Below are 1,729 nucleotides of genomic sequence, written 5' to 3'. Positions count from 1 at the left end.
AAATCCCGATGCCGACGGTTCCTCCTGCCCAGGGGGTGCTGGCTTCCCTTCCGCCAGTGGAGGCGGGGAAATTGATCCAGCCTCCTGCTGTAGAGGGTTACCGGTTACTGTATATCAGTTATGAAATGAGCGAAAGAGGGGGGAGCAATTACCATATCCTGGATCCACAGACGGGAGAGAGGATAGACCTGGAGACCTTTCCACCGGATCAGTATTCAGCCTCTCTTGAATACACTATGCGCGCTTCTCCCGCTGGCGACCGCATCCTCTATAGCGTCTTCTTTGATTTTTCCGCGTTTGATTTTAACCCTGCGGTAAAGGAGATTGGCTCAGTCTGGACAATGAACCCGGATGGAAGCGATAAGCGCCGGCTGGTTGGTTCTGATGACCTCTACTTTCCGGCCAACGCCATCTGGTCACCCGATGGCAAAGAAATCGCCTTCCTGCGACTCCCTGACCCTCGGGCTGTTGAGGACGGGAAATTGAAAGCCGAACAAACAGAACTGTGGTTAATGAACGCGAACGGCAGCGAACAGCGGAAAGTGGCCGATTTGCCATATGAGATAGGCTGGATATTTGGTGCCAATCCCTCTATGAAATGGCTGCTGGATGACCATATTTATATTGTGACGGGAATCACCGTGGACGGTGACTGGCTGCGGATATCTCCGCGCACCGGCGAGATAATCCCGTTGGTGAAAGGCGTACAACCGTGGGATGTGGAGATCTCACCCGATACGCGATGGATCGTTGCGATGGGACGTATGACGGATGCCAGAATTACAGCCTTGGGGCGACAACCATTGTCTTTGCCTTTCTCTTTCTTCGGGGGCTGGGACTCGACCGGAACACACATCGCTTTTATGAATCTTCCTTACCCCTATGGGGATGCATCTCTGGAACCGGGAATATGGGTGAGGGACTTGCAAGAAGGGAAACAACATCGTCTCACCTCACTGGATGTGACGGTTACCCCGTGCAACCAATTATCCTTGTCTCCTGATGGTAAAATATTGGCCTGTAATAGTGATGAAGGGCTGTATGTGATATGGGTAGAGCACGATAGGAGTCAGATGGTGGTCAGGAATCCCTACGCAAAGGAGCGGTACGGTATCCTCAAGTTTATCGGGTGGGTTCCTGGATTAACTTCCCAGCGCTCGCCTTGAGTTGGCAGGAGGTATGGCGTGAGTAAACCCAAAATAGTGCTCAGCTCCATAATTCTGATACCGTTGATGGTTTCGCCAATTTTCACTGCGCGGGCAGATGGAGGCTACCGATGGCCCAATGTCCCCTCTATGCGGCTTCACTATGCTGGTATGGTCAAACCCATTGATGGCATTCCTAACTACAACGGCACGTTTATTGGCCCGTATACGATGTTGTGGACGGATCTATACAGGTGTGAGCGGACGCCACAACAGCCCTGGTGTTGTGGACTTCTTCCAGATGGTGAGGGGACGGGCGGCCATGCGGGTGTAGATATTAGTGCCCCAGCCGGGACACCTGTGCGCGCCGTCGGGGAAGGACGTGTGATTTTTAGTGGTTTTGATCCCAATAATTGGGGTAACTATGTGGTCATACTTCGGGCAGGGAATAGGAAGATAAAACACCTGTCAATTTTGACAGTAGACGACCGGCCCCTGGGTGTGGTATGATGAGAGCGACACCGATGCAGCAGGAGGGGCGGGATGATCCGGGTGCTGGTGGTGGACGACCATCCGGTGATGCG

At 53.0% G+C, this 1,729-nt stretch carries 2 protein-coding genes; both read left to right on the top strand.

The annotated features are described in order from the left end of the window. On the top strand, nt 1-1,166 hold a 1,166-nt coding region (locus tag ABJK56_RS01170), incomplete at its 5' end, for a hypothetical protein (protein ID WP_347242835.1). Nucleotides 1,167-1,184: 18 nt separating this feature from the next. Beyond that, nucleotides 1,185-1,655, top strand: coding sequence for a peptidoglycan DD-metalloendopeptidase family protein (locus ABJK56_RS01165; RefSeq protein ID WP_347242834.1), 471 nt, complete (start codon nt 1,185-1,187; stop codon nt 1,653-1,655). Nucleotides 1,656-1,729 lie beyond the last annotated feature (74 nt).

It is taken from the genome of Thermogutta sp. (assembly GCF_039793925.1).
Lineage (GTDB): Bacteria > Planctomycetota > Planctomycetia > Pirellulales > Thermoguttaceae > Thermogutta.
Note: the sequence above shows the minus strand (reverse complement) of the source record. Positions and strands in the feature narration are given on the sequence as shown.